Source organism: Streptomyces sp. NPDC033270, from assembly GCF_055576575.1.
In genome coordinates this window covers 31,677-47,852 of the sequence record NZ_JBVIRA010000012.1, presented here as the reverse complement: position 1 = coordinate 47,852, position 16,176 = coordinate 31,677, and the positions used below count along the sequence as shown (strand labels likewise).

13 protein-coding genes and 1 tRNA gene are annotated in these 16,176 nt (G+C 71.5%); 9 read left to right on the top strand and 5 right to left on the bottom strand.

What is annotated here, in order from left to right:
• Positions 1-86: 86 nt before the first annotated feature.
• Both ACZ5XZ_RS18380 and ACZ5XZ_RS18375 read right to left on the bottom strand, forming a co-directional pair.
• Positions 87-1,376 carry an MFS transporter gene (locus ACZ5XZ_RS18380; RefSeq protein ID WP_468979144.1) on the bottom strand — a complete coding sequence of 430 codons (1,290 nt, stop codon included), beginning with the start codon at positions 1,374-1,376 and terminating at the stop codon, positions 87-89.
• A 339-nt stretch (positions 1,377-1,715) separates the two neighbouring features.
• Positions 1,716-3,251, bottom strand: coding sequence for a potassium/proton antiporter (locus ACZ5XZ_RS18375; protein WP_468979143.1), 1,536 nt, complete (start codon positions 3,249-3,251; stop codon positions 1,716-1,718).
• A 174-nt stretch (positions 3,252-3,425) separates the two neighbouring features.
• Between ACZ5XZ_RS18375 and ACZ5XZ_RS18370 the strand changes: the two genes are divergently transcribed.
• Complete coding sequence (locus ACZ5XZ_RS18370; protein WP_468979142.1) at positions 3,426-6,143, top strand: penicillin acylase family protein; 2,718 nt, start codon at positions 3,426-3,428, stop codon at positions 6,141-6,143.
• Positions 6,144-6,346: 203 nt separating this feature from the next.
• Here the strand turns inward: ACZ5XZ_RS18370 and ACZ5XZ_RS18365 are convergent, their stop codons facing one another.
• Complete coding sequence (locus ACZ5XZ_RS18365; protein ID WP_468979139.1) at positions 6,347-6,949, bottom strand: 5-formyltetrahydrofolate cyclo-ligase; 603 nt, start codon at positions 6,947-6,949, stop codon at positions 6,347-6,349.
• A 111-nt stretch (positions 6,950-7,060) separates the two neighbouring features.
• Here ACZ5XZ_RS18365 and galU point away from each other — a divergent pair, with 111 nt between their 5' ends.
• The 7 genes from galU (at position 7,061) to ACZ5XZ_RS18330 (ending at position 12,337) form a co-directional block, all read left to right on the top strand.
• Positions 7,061-7,963 (top strand): UTP--glucose-1-phosphate uridylyltransferase GalU, encoded by a 903-nt coding sequence (gene galU, locus ACZ5XZ_RS18360; RefSeq protein WP_393487677.1) that lies wholly within the window; start codon positions 7,061-7,063, stop codon positions 7,961-7,963.
• Positions 7,964-7,967: 4 nt separating this feature from the next.
• Positions 7,968-9,320 carry a molybdotransferase-like divisome protein Glp gene (glp, locus tag ACZ5XZ_RS18355; protein WP_468979136.1) on the top strand — a complete coding sequence of 451 codons (1,353 nt, stop codon included), beginning with the start codon at positions 7,968-7,970 and terminating at the stop codon, positions 9,318-9,320.
• A gap of 59 nt (positions 9,321-9,379) precedes the next feature.
• Positions 9,380-9,862 (top strand): cyclic pyranopterin monophosphate synthase MoaC, encoded by a 483-nt coding sequence (gene moaC / locus ACZ5XZ_RS18350; protein WP_468979134.1) that lies wholly within the window; start codon positions 9,380-9,382, stop codon positions 9,860-9,862.
• Positions 9,859-10,362, top strand: coding sequence for a MogA/MoaB family molybdenum cofactor biosynthesis protein (locus ACZ5XZ_RS18345; protein WP_468979131.1), 504 nt, complete (start codon positions 9,859-9,861; stop codon positions 10,360-10,362). Before moaC ends, ACZ5XZ_RS18345 begins: the two co-directional genes overlap by 4 nt.
• Entirely contained in the window at positions 10,359-10,991 is a 633-nt protein-coding gene (locus ACZ5XZ_RS18340) for a GNAT family N-acetyltransferase (RefSeq protein ID WP_468979409.1), read from the top strand. The genes ACZ5XZ_RS18345 and ACZ5XZ_RS18340 overlap by 4 nt, the downstream gene beginning before the upstream one ends.
• 151 nt (positions 10,992-11,142) lie before the next feature.
• Positions 11,143-12,162: a divisome protein SepX/GlpR gene (gene sepX / locus ACZ5XZ_RS18335; RefSeq protein WP_468979129.1), complete on the top strand. Its 1,020-nt coding sequence runs from the start codon at positions 11,143-11,145 to the stop codon at positions 12,160-12,162.
• Positions 12,163-12,264: 102 nt separating this feature from the next.
• Positions 12,265-12,337 (top strand) — tRNA-Ala (locus tag ACZ5XZ_RS18330).
• 520 nt (positions 12,338-12,857) lie between these two features.
• Here ACZ5XZ_RS18330 and ACZ5XZ_RS18325 read toward each other — a convergent pair.
• Entirely contained in the window at positions 12,858-13,046 is a 189-nt protein-coding gene (locus ACZ5XZ_RS18325) for a hypothetical protein (protein WP_468979126.1), read from the bottom strand.
• Between the two features lie 311 nt (positions 13,047-13,357).
• Positions 13,358-13,903 carry a response regulator transcription factor gene (locus tag ACZ5XZ_RS18320; RefSeq protein ID WP_468979125.1) on the bottom strand — a complete coding sequence of 182 codons (546 nt, stop codon included), beginning with the start codon at positions 13,901-13,903 and terminating at the stop codon, positions 13,358-13,360.
• Between the two features lie 944 nt (positions 13,904-14,847).
• Here ACZ5XZ_RS18320 and ACZ5XZ_RS18315 point away from each other — a divergent pair.
• Positions 14,848-16,176: MFS transporter (locus tag ACZ5XZ_RS18315; RefSeq protein WP_468979123.1), on the top strand; the 1,329-nt coding region annotated here is incomplete at its 3' end.

Genomic DNA, 16,176 nt, shown 5'->3' with positions numbered 1-16,176 from the left:
GATGAGTGCTAACGACGCTCCATATTGCAGTATTCCCGCCCGTCAGTCCACCGTGACGGGGAGACGGTGACCGACTCCACGTCCGTTCAGGCGCTCGTCAGCTCCCGCTCCCGGTCGTCAGCAGCGGGGGACACGGTTGCGTCGCCCTGGGAGGCGACCACGGTCGAGGAGCGCGGCAGCAGGTGGGCGCGGAGCGCGACCAGCACCACCAGAGCCAGCGTCGTGCCCGCCAGCGGCACCAGGAAGCCGGTGCTCGGGCCGAAGCGGTCCGCCAACTGGCCGGCGGAGGTGGCCGCGGCCGCCTGGCCCAGCGCGACCGCGCCGGTCAGCCAGGTGAAGGCCTCGGTACGGGCGGCGGCCGGCACCAGCGACTCGACGAGCGTGTAGCCGGTGATCAGGGCCGGGGCGATGCACAGGCCCACGACCAGGCCGACGGCGCCCAGCAGCGGCACCGCGGTCACCGTCCACAGGGGAGTGGTGGCCAGCGCCAGCAGACCGTAGGCGACCAGCAGCCGGCGTCGCGGGCCGACCTTCCAGGAGATCGCGCCGCAGGCGACGCCGGCGAGCATGTTGCCGCCGGCGAAGATCCCGTAGAGCACGCCGTTGATGCCGGGCTGCCCGATGTGCTGGGTGAACGCGGTCAGCGAGACCTGCATACCGCCGAAGACGGCGCCGATGCCGAGGAACGCCACGATCAGGACGCGGACGCCGGGCACCGACAGCGCCGAGACGCGCGGCCGGTCGCCGGCCCCGGCCCGGTGCACCGGAGGCTGGCTGCGCCGCTGCGAGGCGAACAGCAGCCCGCCGGCCAGCGTCAGCGCGGCCTCGGCGATCAGGCCGGCCGCCGGGTGGATGCCCGTGCACAGCGCGGTCGCGAGAACCGGGCCGATCACAAAGGTGAACTCGTCGGTCACCGACTCGAAGGCGGCGGCCGTCGGCATCAACGGGCTGCCGCCCAGCCGGGAGGCCCAGCGGGCCCGCACCATCGGGCCGACCTGCGGAGTCGAGGCGCCCGTGGGGACGGCGACGGCGAGCAGCGCCCACAGGGGGGCGTGGACGAGGGCCAGGATGATCAGGGCCGTGACGCCGGCGACGTGGACCAGGACGCCGGGGAGCAGTACGGCGCGCTGGCCGAAGCGGTCGGCGAGTTTGCCGCTCTGCGGGGCGAACAGCGCCATCGAGACACCGGTGGCGGCGGACACCGCGCCCGCGGTGCCGTACGAGCCGGTGGTGGATTCGACGAGCAGCACGATGCCGATCGTCAGCATCGCGAAGGGCTGCCGGGCCAGAAAGCCGGGCAGCAGGAATGTCCATGCACCTGGGGTGCGGAGCAGTTGTCCGTAACCGGGACGGGAGTCCTTGACCGCGGATGCCACGGCCGGGCCTTTCTGCCGCCTGGTAGCGCGCCACCCGCGAGGTCGTCACGGGCACGCGCCGAGAGCTGTCCTCTCGCGCAGGACCGAGTGATACCGCATGGTCCGCACCCCGAGAGGTGGCTGCGTGTGGCAGGGGACCGCGGCCGCCGAGCGGTCGCGCCAGCTCTGCGTCAGGCAGAGTTGGTTCGTCAGTGTTCCTTTTCATACTACAGGCCCAAGCGCGTGAAGCCCTGGGATTAGCCAGGGCTTCACGTAAATTTCCTTGGGTTCCGTGGAGATATGCAGCACATTTCCGGGGCGGCCGCGCCGCGAGGGCGTGGCCCCCGGGCGGCGCGGGCGCTATCCGTGGGGGTGCCGCCGCGAGGCACCGTCCGCCCCCAGCCAGCCGGCCAGCTTGCCGCCCTGGGAGACCGCCTGCAGCCGCCGCTCGGCCGCGTCGCGCACCTGGTCCGTGGCCACCACCAGCAGCTCGTCGCCGCGCCGCAGCACCGTCGTCGGCGAGGGCACGAAGCTGGAGCCGTCCCGTACGACGAGGGTGACCGCGGCGCCCGCGGGCATCCGCAGCTCGCCGACCTCGACGCCGTGCATACGGGACGTCGGGCCGATGGACGTGGACAGCAGATGGCCGCGCAGCCGCTCCAGGGGAGCCGACTCGATGCCCAGGTCGGCGGCCTCCTTGCCGTTGCCCAGTTCCAGTCGCCGGGCCAGCCACGGCAGCGTCGGCCCCTGGACGAGGGTGTAGACCACGACCAGGACGAAGACGATGTTGAAGACCCGTTCGCTGCCGGGTACGTCGCTCACCATCGGAATGGTGGCCAGCACGATGGGGACCGCGCCGCGCAGCCCGGCCCAGGACAGCAGGGTCTTCTCCCGCCAGGGCACCCGGAACGGCAGCAGCGCGGTGAACACCGACGCCGGCCGGGCCACGATCGTCAGGATCAGCCCGATGACCAGCGCGGGCACGAAGTCGTCGACCAGCTTGTGCGGGGTGACCAGCAGACCCAGCAGCACGAACATGCCGATCTGGCCGATCCAGCCGAGGCCCTCGGCGAAGCCGCGGGTGGCCGGTGCGTGCGGCAGCTTGGCGTTGCCGAGGATCACCGCGGCCAGATAGACGGCGAGGAAGCCGGAGCCGTGCGCCAGTGCGCCGGCCGCGTACGCGGAGACCGCGATGGCCATGACGGCGATCGGGTAGAGGCCGGACGCGGGCAGCGCCACATGCCGCAGCCCGTACGCGCCGAGCCATCCGATGGCCAGTCCGATGGCGGCGCCGATCGCCAGCTCCAGGGCGATGGTGCCGAGCAGGACGTACCACTCCTCGACCGGTCCCACGGTGGAGAAGGCGACGACGAGGATGACCACCGGGGCGTCGTTGAAGCCGGATTCGGCTTCCAGGACACCTGTCAGGCGGGACGGCAGCGGCACGTTGCGCAGCACGGAGAAGACCGCCGCGGCGTCCGTGGAGGAGACCACGGCGCCGATCAGCAGCGCCTGCCGCCAGTCGATTCCGGCCAGATAATGCGCTCCGGCCGCGGTGACCCCCACGCTCACCGCGACGCCGACCGTCGAGAGCGCCGCCGCCCGGGGCAGTGCCGGCTTGATCTCTTTCCACTTGGTGCCCAGGCCGCCCTCGGCGAGGATCACGACCAGTGCGGCATAGCCGAGGATCTGGGTCAGCTCGGCACCGTCGAAGGCGACGCCGCCGATGCCGTCCTGCCCTATGGCGACGCCTATCCCCAGGTAGATGAGCAGGCTGGGGAGCCCGCTGCGCGAGGACACCCGTACCGCGGCGACGGCGATGAGCAGCACGAGTGAGCAGATCAGCAGGAGTTCGTTGAGGTGTTCGACAGTCAGGGAGCTGGTCCTTCCTCGCACAGGTTCGGGCGGTGGGCCGGTGGGTAGCTTTCCTTACCGTATCTAGTTACTGAGACTAACAATTTACCATTACTTGAAAGTCGGATGTGCTGGTGGTGACTCCGCGTAGGGGTCGCCGAACCCGTGCGCCTATGGTTGCTCCAGCACTCCCACCCTGCCCCTCGAAGGACCGAGATGCCCGCCAACAAGTCCGGCCCAGTCCCCAGGAAGAAGAAGGGGCGGCGCGGCCGTCTCGTCGCGATCACTGTCGTGCTGCTGCTCGTGGCGGGCATCGGCTTCGGCGCGTTCTGGGGGGTCAGCACCGTACGCGCCTCCATCCCCCAGACCACCGGCTCGCTCAAACTCCCGGGCCTGGCAAACCCGGTGGACGTCGTCCGCGACGCCCACGGCATCCCGCAGATCTACGCCGACACCGACGAGGACCTCTTCCGCGCCCAGGGCTACGTCCAGGCCCAGGACCGCTTCTGGGAGATGGACGTCCGGCGCCACATGACCGCGGGCCGGCTCTCGGAGATGTTCGGCAAGAGCCAGGTCAAGACCGACTCCTTCCTGCGCACCCTGGGCTGGCACCACGTGGCGCAGAAGGAGTACGACACCAAGCTCTCCCCCGGCACCAAGAAGTACCTCCAGGCCTACTCCGCCGGTGTCAACGCCTACCTCAAGGACCACGAGGGCTCGGCGCTGTCCCTGGAGTACGCGGCGCTGGACTTCGACAACGACTACAAGCCCGGCAAGTGGACGCCGGTCGACTCGGTGGCCTGGCTCAAGGCGATGGCCTGGGACCTGCGCGGCAACATGCAGGAGGAGATCGACCGCTCCCTGATGACCAGCCGCTTCACCCCGGAGCAGATCGCCCAGCTCTACCCGGCGTACCCGTACAAGCGGAACCGGCCGATCGTCGACGGCGGCACGGTCGACCCGGCCACCAAGCAGTTCACGCCCAAGCGCTCGGCCAACTCCGCCCCCGCCGGCACCGCCGTCGGCGGCCTGCAGACGCAGCTGTCCTCGCTGTCCAAGACCCTCGACGAGATCCCGGCGCTGCTCGGCCCCAACGGCAACGGCATCGGCTCCAACTCCTGGGTCGTCTCCGGTGCGCACACCACCACCGGCAAGCCGCTGCTCGCCAACGATCCGCACCTGGCCCCGCAGATGCCCTCGCTCTGGTACCAGATGGGCCTGCACTGCCGTACCACCGGCCCCAAGTGCAACTACGACGTCTCCGGCTTCACCTTCTCCGGGATGCCCGGCGTCGTCATCGGCCACAACCAGAACATCTCCTGGGGCATGACCAACCTCGGCGCGGACGTCACCGATCTGTACCTGGAGAAGATCAACGCCGACGGGTACCTCTACGACAACCGGCAGCGGCCCTTCACCACCCGCAAGGAGACCATCAAGGTCGCCGGCGGTGAGAGCCGCGAGATCACCGTCCGCTCCACCAACAACGGGCCGATCGTCTCCGACCGCGACGACGAGCTCGGCAACGTGGGCAAGGACGCCCCCGTGGGCAACGCCGCACCGGACCGCGGCGACGGCTACGCCGTATCGCTGCGCTGGACCGCGCTGGACCCCGGCAACTCCATGGACGGCGTCTTCGAGCTCAACCGCGCCCAGGACTGGAGCGGCTTCCGCAAGGCCGCCGCGCACTTCGAGGTCCCCTCCCAGAACCTGATCTACGCCGACACCAAGGGCAACATCGGCTATCAGGCGCCCGGCCGGATCCCGGTCCGCGGCAAGGGCGACGGACACTTCGACGGCACCTACCCGGCGCCCGGCTGGGACCCGGCCTACCAGTGGAAGAGCTACATCCCGCAGAAGTCCCTGCCGTACGAGTACAACCCCCAGCGCGGCTACATCGTCACCGCCAACCAGGCCGTCGTCGACGAGAAGTACCCCTACCTGATCACCAAGGACTGGGGCTACGGCTCCCGCAGCCAGCGGATCAACGACCTGATCCAGTCGAAGATCAAGGACGGCGGCAAGGTCTCCACCGACGACATGCAGACCTTCCAGAAGGACAACAGCAGCGAGATCGCCCGGCTGCTGACGCCCTACCTGACGAAGATCGACATCAAGGACGGCTACGTCCGCGACGCCCAGCAGCTGCTGGAGGGCTGGGACTTCACCCAGGAGCCCGACTCCGCCGCGGCCGCCTACTTCAACGCCGTCTGGCGCAACACCCTCAAGCTCGCCTTCGGCAACAAGATGCCCAAGGAGCTGCGGGTCCAGGGCCAGTGCCTCAACGTCCGCCCGGCCGACGAGACCGGCCCCGCCGACGAGAACGACACCTACGTCCGCGAATGCGGGGAGCGCGACGGCGACACCGCCCAGCCCGACGGCGGCGACCGCTGGTACGAGGTGGTCCGCAACATCCTCGACGACCCCGACAACGCCTGGTGGAAGACCGAGGACCGGCCCGGTCGGCCCGGCGACAAGAACCGCGACCAGCTCCTCGCGCACGCCATGACCGACGCGCGCTACGAGCTGACCTCCAAGCTGGGCAAGAACATCGACAACTGGAGCTGGGGCCGGCTGCACCAGCTGTTCCTGAAGAACCAGACCCTGGGCACCGACGGGCCGGGGATGCTGCAGGGCCTGTTCAACCGCGGCCCCTGGAACCTCGGCGGCGGTGAGGCCGCGGTCGACGCCACCGGCTGGAACGCCGCCGGCGGCTACAAGGTCACCTGGGTCCCGTCGATGCGGATGGTGGTCAACCTCGCCGACCTCGACAAGTCCCGCTGGATCAACCTCACCGGCGCCTCCGGGCACGCCTACGACACGCACTACTACGACCAGACGGACAAGTGGGCCAAGGGCGAACTGCTGCCCTGGGCGTTCGGCGAAGAGGCGGTCAAGAAGGCGGGCAAGGACACGCTGACGCTGTCCCCCTAGGGCAGACGCCGCCCCGCCGGGGCGCCGCCGTCCCCTCATGCCGACGGGCGGGCCGGAAGACCTCCACGAGAGTCTCCCGGCCCGCCCGTCGACGTTCCGCGCCGTGCGGAGGGCTTCGTATACGGCGCCCCCGTACGCCGGGCCCCGTACGCCGCTGCGCCCGCACCCGGCGCCCCCGTAGGCGGCCCTCCCGCCCGCAGTGCTCAGTGCCGGAAGCGGTGCACCGCCGACGGCGTCACCGCGGCGTGCACATGCCGGTCGTGCGGCTCGGCCGGCACTTCGGGCAGCACCTCCGCGTCGTAGAGCAGCACCACCAGCGACGCCTGCGCACCGGCCCGCTCCAGCCGCGCCAGCACCCGGTCGTACGAGCCGCCGCCGCGCCCCAGCCGCACCCCCCGCCGGTCCACCGCCAGCCCCGGCAGCAGCACCACCTGCGCCTGGGTGACGGCCTTCGGGGTCAGCCGCTCGCCGGCCGGCTCCAGCAGCCCCCAGCCCGCCGGTACGAGCCGCTCGGCGCCCTCGTAGAGCGCCCAGTCCAGATCGTTGTCCGGGAGCAGTACCGGCAGCAGCACCCGCACCCCGGCCGCCCGCAGCCGGTCCAGCAGGGCGTGGGTGGACGGTTCGCCGCCGATCGAGACATATGCGGCGACGGTCGGCGGGGTCTCGGGCCGTGGGGCGTCCGGGGCCGGGGCGACATAGGGGGCCAACTCGTCCAGCTCCAGCGTCCGTCGGGCCAGCGCCTCGCCCGTCGCCGCGATGACATCCGCCGGCAACGATCTCCTCACTTCCAGGAGATCGCGCCGCAACCTGCGCTTTCTATCGTGGTTCGTGCTCACTGTGTGCCCTTGCTCCCGCTCTCGTGCTCTATTGACCGGACCCTCATCATCGTTCCGATAGGGCCGGTTATGGTGTCGCGCATGACCCCATCGCACACACGGATCAGCAAGGCTGTCATCCCAGCAGCCGGCCTCGGCACCAGGTTTCTCCCCGCTACGAAGGCCACACCCAAGGAGATGCTCCCGGTCGTCGACAAGCCCGCCATCCAGTACGTGGTGGAGGAGGCGGCCGCCGCCGGGCTCTCCGACGTCCTGATGGTGACCGGCCGCAACAAGCGCCCCCTCGAGGACCACTTCGACCGCAACTACGAGCTCGAAGAGGCCCTGCACCGCAAGGGCGACGAGTCCCGCCTCGCCAAGGTGCAGGAGTCCAGCGACCTGGCGACCATGCACTACGTACGCCAGGGCGACCCCAAGGGCCTGGGCCACGCCGTGCTCTGCGCCGCTCCCCACGTCGGCGACCAGCCCTTCGCGGTCCTCCTCGGTGACGACCTGATCGACCCCCGCGACCCGCTGCTGGCGCGCATGGTCGAGGTCCAGGAGCAGTACGGCGGCTCCGTCATCGCCCTCATGGAGGTCGACCCGGCGAACATCCACCTCTACGGCTGCGCGGCCGCCGCTCCCACCGGCGACGACGACGTCGTGACCGTCTCGGACCTGGTCGAGAAGCCCGACCCGGCCGAAGCCCCCAGCAACCTCGCGATCATCGGCCGCTACGTCCTCGACCCGGCCGTCTTCGAGGTGCTGCGCAAGACCGACCCGGGCCGCGGCGGCGAGATCCAGCTCACCGACGCCCTCCAGGTGCTGGCCGCCGACCCGTCCCTGGGCGGGCCGGTGCACGGCGTGGTCTTCAAGGGCCGGCGCTATGACACCGGCGACCGTGGCGACTATCTGCGTGCCATTGTCAGACTGGCATGCGAACGTGAGGACCTGGGCCCGGACTTCAGGACCTGGCTGCGCAGTTACGTGACCGAGGAGATGTAGGACGTTGAACAACGCCACCGACCGGACCAGCCACCAGGACCGCGTCTGGTCGGTGGCCGACCATCTCGACGACGTCCTGTCCCGGATCACCCCGCTGGAACCGATCGAGCTGCAGCTCCTCGACGCCCAGGGCTGCGTCCTGGTCGAGGACGTCACGGTCGCCGTCGCCCTGCCGCCGTTCGACAACAGCTCCATGGACGGCTATGCCGTCCGCGCCGCCGACGTGGCGGGCGCCACGGAAGCCGCCCCGGTCGCCCTGACCGTCATCGGCGATGTCGCGGCGGGCAGCGGCGAGCTGCCGGAGGTCGGCCCAGGCCAGGCCGCCCGGATCATGACCGGCGCCCCCCTGCCGCCCGGTGCCGAGGCCGTCGTCCCCGTCGAGTGGACCGACGGCGGCACGGGCCGGGGACCGGCCGCCACGATGCGCGCCCACAGCGCCGCCCCGCAGGATGCCGGCGGTGAGGTCCGCATCCACCGCCCGGCGGCCGCCGGCGCCCACATCCGCCGCCGCGGCAGCGACGTCACCGAAGGCGAGCCGGCCCTCGCGGCGGGCACGGTCCTCGGCCCCTCCCAGATCGGCCTGCTCGCCGCCCTCGGCCACGGCACGGTCCGGGTCCGCCCCCGCCCCCGGGTCGTGGTGATGTCGACCGGCAGCGAACTGGTCCAGCCCGGCGAGGCGTTGGGCCCCGGCCAGATCCACGACTCCAACAGCTTCCAGCTCGCCGCCGCCGCCCGTGCCGCCGGCGCCATCGCCTACCGTGTGGGCGCCGTCGCCGACGACGCCGCCACCCTCCGCGCCACGCTGGAGGACCAGCTCATCCGGGCCGACATCCTCGTCACCAGCGGCGGGGTCAGCGTCGGCGCCTACGACGTGGTCAAGGAGACCCTCGCGGGGCTGTCCGCCGCCGAGCCCGACGGCTCGGCCCTCGCGGGCGGCGGCGTGGAGTTCCGCAAGCTCGCCATGCAGCCGGGCAAGCCCCAGGGCTTCGGCCTCATCGGCCCCGACCGCACCCCGCTCCTCGCCCTGCCCGGCAACCCGGTCAGCTCGTACGTCTCCTTCGAGGTGTTCGTACGCCCCGCCATCCGCGCCCTGATGGGCCTGGCGGACGTACACCGCCCGACCGCCACCGCCCGGTGCGTCGAGGCCATCGCCTCCTCGCCCAAGGGCAAGCGGCAGTTCCTGCGCGGCTCCTACGACGCCGAGGCCGGCGCGGTCACCCCGGTCGGCGGCCCCGGTTCCCACCTGATCAAGGCCATGGCGCACGCCAACGCGCTGATCGTCGTCCCCGAGGACACCACCGAGGTTCCCGTGGGCGGGACCGTGGAGGTCGTCCCGCTGGGACAGCCCGCCGGGTGACCCGGAGCCGCCGGGGGTACGGTGTCGTCCCACAGGCGGCAGTTTCGACCGGGAGAACGATGAGCAGCGGCCAGCAACACCTCACCCATCTCGACGCGTCGGGCGCGGCGCGGATGGTCGACGTCTCCGCGAAGGAGGTCACCGCCCGCACGGCCCGGGCCCGCGGCCGGGTCCTGGTATCGCCGCAGGTCATCGAGTTGCTGCGGGGCGAGGGCGTGCCCAAGGGCGATGCCCTGGCCACCGCCCGGATCGCCGGCATCATGGGCGCCAAGCGCACCCCCGAGCTGATCCCGCTCTGCCACCCCCTCGCCGTCTCCGGTGTGAAGGTGGACCTCTCCCTCACCGACGAAGCCGTCGAGATCGCGGCCACGGTCAAGACCACCGACCGCACGGGCGTGGAGATGGAGGCGCTGACCGCCGTCTCGGTGGCCGCCCTCACCGTCGTCGACATGATCAAGGCCGTCGACAAGGCCGCGGTGATCTCCGACATCCGCGTCGAGGAGAAGACCGGCGGCAAGTCCGGCGACTGGAGCCGGTCATGAGACCCGCCCGCGCCCTGGTCGTCACCGCCTCCAACCGCGCCGCGGCCGGCGTCTACCCCGACCGGGGCGGCCCGCTGCTGGCCGAGGGCCTGACGGCCATGGGCTTCGAGGTCGACGGCCCGCAGGTGGTCCCCGACGGTGACCCGGTGGAGGCCGCCCTGCGCGAAGCAGTCGGCGCCGGCCGCTACGCCGTCGTCCTCACCACCGGCGGCACGGGCCTGTCGCCCACCGACCGCACCCCCGAGGCCACCCGCCGGATCCTGGACTACGAGGTCCCCGGCATCCCCGAGGCGATCCGCGCCGCCGGGCGCGAGAAGGTCCCCACCGCCGCCCTCTCCCGCGGCCTGGCCGGTGTCGCCGGCACGACGCTGATCGTCAACCTCCCCGGCTCGACGGGCGGTGTCCGCGACGGTCTCGCCGTCCTCGCCGAGCTCCTCCCGCACGCCGTGGACCAGATCCGCGGCGGCGACCACCCCCGCCCCTCCGGGAGCCCGAGCTGAACGCGCCCTGGCCGGTGGTCCTGACGGACGGTGATGTCACCCTCCGCCCGATACGGCTGCGCGACCAACGGGCCTGGCGCGAGGTCAACCGCCGCAACCGCGACTGGCTGCGCCCCTGGGAAGCCACCATCCCGCCGCCCCCGCCCGGCCTGGCCCCGCCGCACCGTCCCACGTACCGTCAGATGGTCCGCCATCTGCGCGCGGAGGCACACGCCGGCCGGATGCTGCCGTTCGTCGTCGAATACCGCGGGCAGCTCGTCGGACAGCTGACGGTCGCCGGCATCACCTGGGGCTCGATGTGCTCGGGCCATATCGGCTACTGGGTCGATCAGGAAGTGGCCGGCCGCGGTGTGATCCCGACCGCCGTGGCGCTCGCCGTCGATCACTGCTTCCGCGCCGTGGGGCTGCACCGCATTGAGGTCTGCATTCGCCCCGAGAACGTCCCCAGCCGCCGGGTGGTCGAAAAGCTCGGCTTTCGCGAGGAAGGCATCCGGCCCCGCTACCTGCACATCGACGGGGCCTGGCGCGACCACGCGGTTTTCGCCCTCACCGCGGAAGAGGTGCCCGAGGGCCTGCTCAACCGCTGGCACCGGAAGAATCCCAGCAGGCCCGGGACGCACCACAAATGAAATAAACGTTCGAATAAAATTCCCGATTGGCCGGATTGGCGAAGGCGCGGATCTCTACCATCACAAAAAAGTTCGAGATATCAGCCAGATCGTGCGACACACCGGCCCAATTGGCGGATGGCCCCCTGCAAACCCCTCTACCGTGTGAGTTGTGAGAAGCAGCGGCCTCATCTACGCAGTCATCGTCGGGGCCTGGGCCGCCTACTTGGTGCCGATGTGGCTCCGTAGACAGGACGAGCTCAACGAGGCCCGTCCGACCGAGCGCTTCAGCACCGCCATCCGGCTGCTGTCCGGACGCGCGGGCATGCAGCGCCGCTACGACAAGGAGCGCGGGGAGTACCCCGCCGACGATGCGGGCGAGGAGCAGGACCCGGACGCCCCGGCCGACGAGGCCGCCGCCGGGTCCTTCGGCGACCCCGCGGCCGACGAGCCCGAGGCCCACCACACCCGGGTGCAGCCCGCCCCTCCGCGCGCGTCGCTCTCCGAGCGCGCCAAGCGGGCCAAGGTCCTCGCCCGCCGCCGGCGCACCATCACCGTGCTCTTCCTCGCCTTCACGGTCGGCGCCGTCGTCGCCGCGGTGGGCGGCCTGCCCTTCCTGTGGGCCCCCGCCCTGCCCGCCCTGCTGCTCACCTCCTACATCATTTATCTGCGCGCCCAGGAGCGCCGCCGCTTCACGTTCACCATGGACCAGCGTAAGGCGGAGGCGGCGGCGCAGCGTCTGCGGGAGGGCCGGCCCCGCCCTCGGCAGGCGGCCGACCAGCCGCCCGCCGACGACCACCCGGCCGACGCCCGCGCTGAGGCCCCCGTCGACGCCGCCCCGGAACCGCCCCGCGCCGCGCCGCCCGCGCACACCGCCGGCCGCCGGGCCGTGGTGGAGGAGACCGACCACGCCGAGTGGGTCGACCAGCAGCGCGAGCGCGAACGCCCGCGCCCCGCGGCCGGCAGCTGGGAGCCCGTCCCGGTCCCCCTCCCCACCTACGTCACCGCCCCGGTCGCGCCGCGCGCCACCAGCCACGTCGATCTGGAGGCCGACGACGCCTGGAGCTCCGCCCGCTCCAGCGCCGCCCCCGACCACCCCCAGCCCGACACCCCCGCCCGCCGCCCCCGCGGTCGCACCCCGCTCTTCGACCAGTACGAGAACGAGGACCGCCCGCGCGCCGCGAACGAGTGACCCACGCCGCACCGGCGAGCGCGGTACGGTCCTTCCGCTGACCAGCGCCGGAAGCGATTTCCGAGCACCGCGACCGAGATGCTAGAGTTTCACTCGTCGCAAGGGCCTGTGGCGCAGCTGGTAGCGCACCTCGTTCGCAACGAGGGGGTCAGGGGTTCGAATCCCCTCAGGTCCACCGCACACGTCAAAGCCCCCTCCGGGAAGATCCGGTGGGGGCTTTTTCGTGCCGTACGACGGGGAGGCGCGGACCGGCCGATCATCTTGAGCGGGCGGTCACGCCTCGCCTCGCCGGTGTCATCGCGCCCGCGCGCATGGCCGGACGGCTTCGCGTCAGTGTGGCCGAATGTGAGGGATCAGCGGTGATCTCTCTGATCGTTTTCGTGGTCGGATACCCGTGTTTTCGGCCATGCGCATCGGTCCAGCGAATCGACGCGAACGAGGTGAGTCGGACACCTCGGCCCTGCATCAAGTCCATGTGACTGCCCATGAGTTAGCGCACTTGTTGTGGAATCACCAGTCACGCGATTCCGTGGGCAGCGGGGTGCAGGCATATCGCGCTCTTCCCGGTGACCTCGATCTCTGGAGCGCTGCCTCCACCCTCGTCGTGACGTCGTGAAGTCGCCTCCTCTGATGGGAGACCGGGGCGCCCAGGGTCTGTCTGATGGGCCATGGTCGGCTCCGGACAGGGCCGTTCATCAGGCGGCGAGCCGGTCCAGCAGTGTGGACAGCCGTTCTTGTTGTTCGAGGGCGCTGTAGGCCTCCGCGACCTGCTCCAACCAGACCAGCTCCGCGGCCAGGTTGGGGTCCGGCCGGCGCATGCGGTACCGGCTCGGAGTGCGCATCAGCGCCCCCTGCCCCTTGGCGCGGATGCCCGGGGCCGGCACGCACGCCTCCCGCATCGCCTCCGGCTCGGTGCGCCCGCGGTTCCCACCCGCGGGGGCACCAGGTGGCCGGCGGTGTGGGCGGCCGACGTGGGAACGGGTGGAGAGCCGGGAGGGGCGGGCGGTCGATTGGGGGGCCCGTGGGGCACCGCGGTGACGCCTCCGCGCTGATGGTGGGACCGCTTCCGCACGACGACGCGCCCCTCCCGGCATCGCGGACTTCCGCCCGGTCCAGTGTGGGGTACCCGACGCGTCGAGGTGTGCCCTTTTCGACCTGGTCTTTCGCGGTGGCAGGCAGTTGCCAGAAGGGGGGATCAGGCCGGGAGGTGTGCTGCCGCGGTGAGGCGGAACGCCACCCGGCGTCCCGGTGCGCGCAGCCCGCTCGTCACCGCGTACAGGGCGGCCTGGGTGCGGTCGGCCGCGCCGATCTTGGTGTAGATCGCGCTGAGGTGGTTCTTGACCGTCTTCTCCGAGATGCCGAGGTTGCAGGCGATCATGCGGTTGGTCATGCCGCGGGTGATGAGCCGGAGGACGTCCGTCTCCCGAACGGTCAGACCGGCGGGCCGGTTCCACGGTCCGGGGTGCTCGTCGTGGTCTGCCGGTCTCTCCCGCCGGCAGGTGAAGCCCCCCTCGTCGCGGCCGCTCGCCCGCGGGGCGCTGCCGCCGTCGGCGGCAAGGGCGAACATCGCCGCCTGGGTGCGGTCGGCCGCGCCGATCTTCGCGTAGATCGCGCTGAGGTGGTTCTTGACGGTCTTCTCGGAAATGCCCAGGCCGCGGGCGATCTGGCGATTGGCCAGCCCTTGGGAGATGAGCCGTAGGACGTCGAGCTCACGAGGTGTGAGGGGGGTGCCGGCAGCCACCCGTCCGGTAGTGCCGAGGTTCCCGTCTAACGCAGCTGATCCTGCCACGCGTACGTCCTCCACATCGTTTCCGTCGCTCTGCGGCCGGCATGCCGGGCCACGAGCGCGGAGGGACCGGCCGACAAGGTCGCGCTGTTCGTCGCGGTGGGCTCGGAGAGAGGAGAAAAGGCGGTGCCCGCGGCGATCCACGGAGCCGGTCACTGCCGAGTGACGGTCGCATCAGGGGAGTTCGAGGCGCTGCTCCGCCGTGACGCCGTCCGCCGTCTTGGACTCGGCTTGCGGAGAAGGGGGCGTGCCGTTCGCGGCGGGCTGTGAGAGCGGCGACGGTCCCCGGGGTTCAGCTGTCGGCGACGCTACCCGGGCCCGAATGGGGCGGTGCCGACGCTGACATCATCCTGCCAGGCACGATCAGTGGTCCCGCGTCGCCGCCCAGCGGGTCCGGGGCGCCGGGGAGGCGTACCCCGTGGCGGCGGGCCGGCCCTATGTGCGGTCGGGCTGCTGGGGAGGCAGCCCTTCCATCAAGCGGAGCTGTTCCAGGAGCGCCGAGGCGAACTGCAGGCCCCTGGGGGACAGCCCGACGGCGCGCATCGCGATCCCTCGTTGCTGTACGGGCCGCGCCCGGCGGGTGGACCGTCTCGAACAGCCGGTTGGTGAGCACCGGTGCCGCGCGGGGGAACCCGTCGCATGCTGCGTACGGCACGTTGCTGCCGCCAAGACGGCCGTCGAGGAAGTCGCGGGCCCCGCCGCGAGGTCCGCCGACAGCGGCGCCGCCACGGCCCCGAGGTAGTGAGGGGCTGGTCCGGGCGGTGGGCGCGGCCGCCCCGGGCCCTAGCCGTGCGCCCCGTTCTGGGACTTAATTCCCATGGCCCGGCGGCCCTCCGGCTGGTCAGTCTTGTCACTCTGCACATATCGAGACGGGACATGACGTGGGCGAAGGATCTCGTATGAGTCGGCAGCAGATGGCGCAGTCGGCGGTCGTCCCTCCCCCGCAGGGCACCCGCTCCGCGCCGCCTCCCGTCTTCACCCTGGCGGCAGCCGTATTGGGGTTCTTCATCATCTCGCTCGACGTGACGGCCGTGAACGTGGCCCTGCCGGCGATCGGCAGCGATCTGCACGGCCGGATGACGGACCTGCAGTGGATCGTCGACGGATACACCCTGCCGTTCGCCGCGCTGCTGCTGTCCGCCGGCGCCTGTTCGGACCGGATCGGGGCCGGCCGCGCCTACGCCATGGGCCTGACGCTCTTCATCGTCGCGTCGGCGGGATGCGGGCTGGCACCGGAGTTGGGCTGGCTGATCGCGGCCCGCGTCGCCCAGGGGGTGGCCGCGGCGATCATGATGCCCTCCGCGCTGTCGCTGATCCGGCAGGCCTACACGGACGCCAAGGCCCGTATGCGGGCCATATCGGTGTGGAGCGCCGGGGCGTCGGTGGCCATCGCCGCCGGACCGGTGGTCGGCGGCGCGCTGACGAGCGGGGCCGGTTGGCAGCTGATCTTCTTCGTCAACCTTCCCCTCGGCCTGGTGGTGCTGGCACTGCTGACCAGGGCACACCGGGCGGTCCCCCGCCGGACCCCGCTCGACCCGGCCGGTCAGCTCCTCGCGACCGTGGCGCTGGCCTCGCTCACCTACGCCGTGATCGAAGGGGGCCGGAGCAGCGGCATATCGCCGGAGGTGATCGTGGCGGCGGTGGTGTGCGGCGTGGGACTGGTCGGATTCGTGGCCGTGGAGCGGCGGACGACGCAGCCGCTGCTGCCCCCGGGGTTCTTCCGTTCGAGGACGGTGTCGGCCTGTGTGGCGGCGGGGTTCGCCGTGAACGTGGCGATCTACGGCACCCTTTTCGTGGTCAGCCTGTTCCTGCAGAACGTCCGGGGCCTGACGGCGATCGACGCCGGCACGGTGTTCCTGCCGATGACCATCTTCCTCACCGCGGCGAGCCTGATCGCGGGTCCGTTCACCATCCGGTGCGGACAGCGGCTGCCCGCCCTCGTCGGCCAGCTCTCGTTGATCGCAGGGCTCCTCGCCGTGCTGTGGGCCACCTTCCACACCGGCACGGTCCAGCTCGCGCTGTCGATGATTCCGCTGGGCATCGGCGGCGGGCTGGCGGCCCCGCCGCTGACCACCGCCCTGCTCAACGCGGTCGCCGACGAGCGGTCCGGCATGGGGGGCGGGGGGGTTCACGCAGGACTCCAAGTTGGCGGGGGGGTCCGCGTGGGCGTGTTCTGTAGCGTCCTTGTCAGTTTTGTCTCCCTTTCTCACGGCCCTTGGATCTTTCCT